This window comes from Mesorhizobium sp. M7A.F.Ca.ET.027.03.2.1, assembly GCF_003999175.1.
Taxonomy (GTDB): Bacteria; Pseudomonadota; Alphaproteobacteria; order Rhizobiales; family Rhizobiaceae; genus Mesorhizobium.
Genome location: NZ_RZOM01000691.1, coordinates 1 through 3,361, shown reverse-complemented (window position 1 = coordinate 3,361; position 3,361 = coordinate 1). Strand labels below are relative to the sequence as shown.

4 protein-coding genes are annotated in these 3,361 nt (G+C 62.9%); 3 read left to right on the top strand and 1 reads right to left on the bottom strand.

Going from position 1 to position 3,361, the window contains the following annotated elements:
• On the top strand, positions 1-614 hold a 614-nt coding region (locus EN750_RS25010; RefSeq protein ID WP_127398071.1), incomplete at its 5' end, for an efflux RND transporter periplasmic adaptor subunit.
• A 22-nt stretch (positions 615-636) separates the two neighbouring features.
• Here the strand turns inward: EN750_RS25010 and EN750_RS25005 are convergent.
• Positions 637-1,569 (bottom strand): LysR substrate-binding domain-containing protein, encoded by a 933-nt coding sequence (locus EN750_RS25005; RefSeq protein ID WP_127398069.1) that lies wholly within the window; start codon positions 1,567-1,569, stop codon positions 637-639.
• Between the two features lie 102 nt (positions 1,570-1,671).
• Between EN750_RS25005 and EN750_RS25000 the strand changes: the two genes are divergently transcribed.
• Together EN750_RS25000 and EN750_RS24995 are read left to right on the top strand one after the other, a co-directional pair.
• On the top strand, positions 1,672-2,460 hold the full coding sequence (locus EN750_RS25000; RefSeq protein WP_127398067.1) for a 2OG-Fe(II) oxygenase: 789 nt from the start codon (positions 1,672-1,674) through the stop codon (positions 2,458-2,460).
• A 107-nt stretch (positions 2,461-2,567) separates the two neighbouring features.
• A complete protein-coding gene (locus tag EN750_RS24995) occupies positions 2,568-3,260 on the top strand; it encodes a GntR family transcriptional regulator (protein WP_127398065.1) in 693 nt (230 codons plus the stop codon).
• Positions 3,261-3,361: the final 101 nt, after the last annotated feature.

Below are 3,361 nucleotides of genomic sequence, written 5' to 3'. Positions count from 1 at the left end.
ATCTGAGCTACGCCGAAATCCGGGCGCCGTTTGCCGGGCGTCTCGGCCGCAACCAGGCTTCGGTCGGAACGCTGGTCAGCGTTGCCGGCACCGTGCTCAACACGCTGGTGCAACTCGATCCGATCTACGTCACCTTCAACCCGAGCGAGACGGATCTGGCCGAGATCGAGCAAGCCCGTGCGAACGGCCCGATCGAAGTGGAGGTGCTGCTCCCCGGCCAGACCGAGGCCAGCCAGAAGGGCGAGCTTACCTTCATCGACAATTCGGTCGACCGCTCGACCGGCACGATCACGGCGCGCGCAACGATCGGTAACGGCAAGTTCACGCTGCTGCCCGGCCAATATGTTCGTGTCCGGCTGCATGTGAGAGAGCAGGCCGACGCGCTGATGGTGCCGCAGACGGCGCTGGGCTCGAGCCAGCTCGGCAAATATCTCTATGTCGTCGGCAAGGACAACACGGTCGACCAGCGGCTGGTTTCGCTCGGACCGACGAGCGGCGGTCAGGTCGCCATCCTCAGCGGCGTCGCCGAGGGCGACCAGGTGATCACGGGCAATCTGCAGAAGATCGGACCCGGAGCGCCTGTATCGCCGATACCGGAAAAGCCGGCCACCTGAACACCCCCGTCAGGACCCGGCTTCAGCGCGGCGCCCCGACCTTCCCACAGGTCGCGGGCGCCGCTCGACTGAGCAGTTCCACCAGACCGGCAACATCGGCGCGGTCGGCCTTGGCCGGCGGCATGAATGCACAGTAGGGATGCCCGAGGCGCACCGAGACGGAGGAGAGCGCAATCAGCCGACCGGCCGCCAGATCGGCGCGCGCCATGACCCGCTGGCCAAGCGCGATGCCCAGGCCCAGCCTTGCCGAGGCGATCGCAAGGCTGGACAGGCCGACGCGCCGCCCGTGCGACGGGTTGGGTGAGCGGCTGCCGCCGGAGGCCGCAAACCAGTCAGCCCAGGTCGGGTGCGAGGCATAGTTCGGCCCCCAATTGGTGTGGATGAACTGGCTCTCGTGCAAATCCGCCAGACTGGTATCGCCATTGCCGTGCCGGTGCCAGAATTCCGGTGCGCAGACAGGCAGGACGTCGTCATGGACGAGACGGACGAGTTTCAATCCGGGATAGTGATAATCGCCATAGCTGATGCGCAGGTCGATGTTCTGGCGCATCAGGTCGACCGGATCGTCCTCGACCCGAACGTCGATCGCCATCTGCGGAAAGGCATCGAGAAGTACCGCCAGCCTCGGCGCCAGCCACAGTTCGGCCAGCGAGAACGGCACGCTGACGACCAGGCGCGTCCGCATCCCGCCCTCCAGCATGCGCTGGGCTATGGCGGCGATGTCTCCTAGCGCCTTCGCCGTCTGTGGATAGATGGCGTGGCCGGCATCGGTGAGCGCGATGCGGTTGCCGGTGCGCACGAACAATTGCTTGCCGAACCAGTTCTCAAGATTGCGTATCTGCTGGCTGACCGCTGCAGAGGACACGCCGAGTTCAGAAGCGGCCAAGGTGAAGCTGCCGGCACGGGCGGCAACTTCAAAAGCCTTGATCGCATTCAGCGGCGGCAACCGTTCCACAACAGATCCATAAGTTTTTCTTGCTCAATCGTAATTATTTTCGACGTTGAGAGAAAGATTTTTTTGCCGTCTCATAGGCTCGAAACCTTCGGAGCCATGACGATGAAAGACATCCTCGATCTCGACCGCTATCCGCTCGACCGCGAAGGCAGCGCTGAATGGCAGCGCCTTGTCGAACAATCCGTCGCCGCGCTCGAAGCCGACGGCATGTTCAATCTGGAAGGGTTTTTGCGCCCCGGCGTGGCGGAACAAGCCGTGCGCGAAATCCAGCCGGTGATGGCCGCGCGCTCGCATGTGCACAAGCGGATGCACAACATCTACTTCAAGCCTGAAATCCCCGAGCTTGCACCCGACCATCCGGCGCTGCGCAAGGTGGAGACCATCAGCCACACCGTCTGTGCCGACCAGATTCCTGGCAGTGTCGTGCTCGCCATCTACGAATACGAACCGCTACTGCGCTTCCTGGCAGCGACGATGGGCAAGACCAGGCTGCATGTCATGCAGGATCCGCTGGCGCGAACCAATGTCATGGCCTATCGCGCCGGCGAGGCTTTGAACTGGCATTTCGATCGTTCCGAATTCACGACGACGCTGCTGCTGCAGGCAGCGGAATACGGCGGCGACCTCGAATACCGCACCGATCTGCGATCTGACGGCAATCCCAACTATGACGGCGTCGCAAGGCTGCTGGACGGGCGCGACCCCGATGCAAAGATCCTGCGCATGAAGCCCGGCACGCTGAATGTCTTCCGCGGCAAAAACACCGCGCATCGCGTCACCACGGTCGAAGGCGAGCGCGAGCGCATGATCGCGGTGTTTTCCTACTATGAAAAGCCCGGCGTGATGTTCAGCCCCGAGGAGCGGGTCGGCTTCTACGGCCGTGCCGCCTGAGACCGAAAGGCCGACGTGCCAACGGCCCCCAAGAATCCGAAGATGACCTCTTGTTAGATTGTCGACAATCTGCTTGTCTTGCTTTCGATTTCCCTGGGAGTGGCCGAATGGCGAAAGCGGATTTCAGTCCGATTGCGGACACGACGCGACGCGCCGAGATCGTCGCGCTGTTGCGGCGCGCGATCCTGACCGGGCAGCTCGCACCCGGCCAGAAGCTCAACGAGCTGCGGATTTCCGAACAGATGCGGGTCAGCCGCGCGCCGTTGCGCGAGGCAATGCGCGAACTGGTCCAGGAAGGCATCCTGACCAGCATCCCCTATGCCGGCACCTTCGTCATCGAGGTCACAGCCAAGGACATCGACGATGCCTATTCGTTCAACAAGGTGATGGACGAGCTGGCCATCGAGCGGGCGTGGCCGCTGCGCGACCAGCGCTTCTTCGACGAGCTCGACCGGCGTCTCGAAGCCGTGAAGCAGGCGACCCGTGCGTTGGACACGACACGCCAAATCGAAACCGCGCTGCAACTGCATGGCCTGATCTACGAATGGGCCGACAATTCGGTGCTGCTGGAAACCTGGCAGCGGCTGACCAGCCGGCTGCAGATGTATTTTGCGCTCCACCAGCATGCCCGCAATGAGCCGGTGCCGGCCGAAGATGTTCACGAAACCTATGTGCGGTTGCTGAAGGGCAAGGACATGCGTGCAGCCCAGCGTCATGCCAGGGAGCACATCGATCTCGATTTCGAGGAGTTGCTTGCCTATGCGCGCGGCCTCGAACAACGCCCGTCGAGGGGCGCCTGACCCGTTCCCCACCATCACAGACAGCGGACAAGACACGTGCAGATCGAAACCATCAAGGCCTACCATGTCGTGCAGCCCTTCGTGGACGGGCCATACCGCAT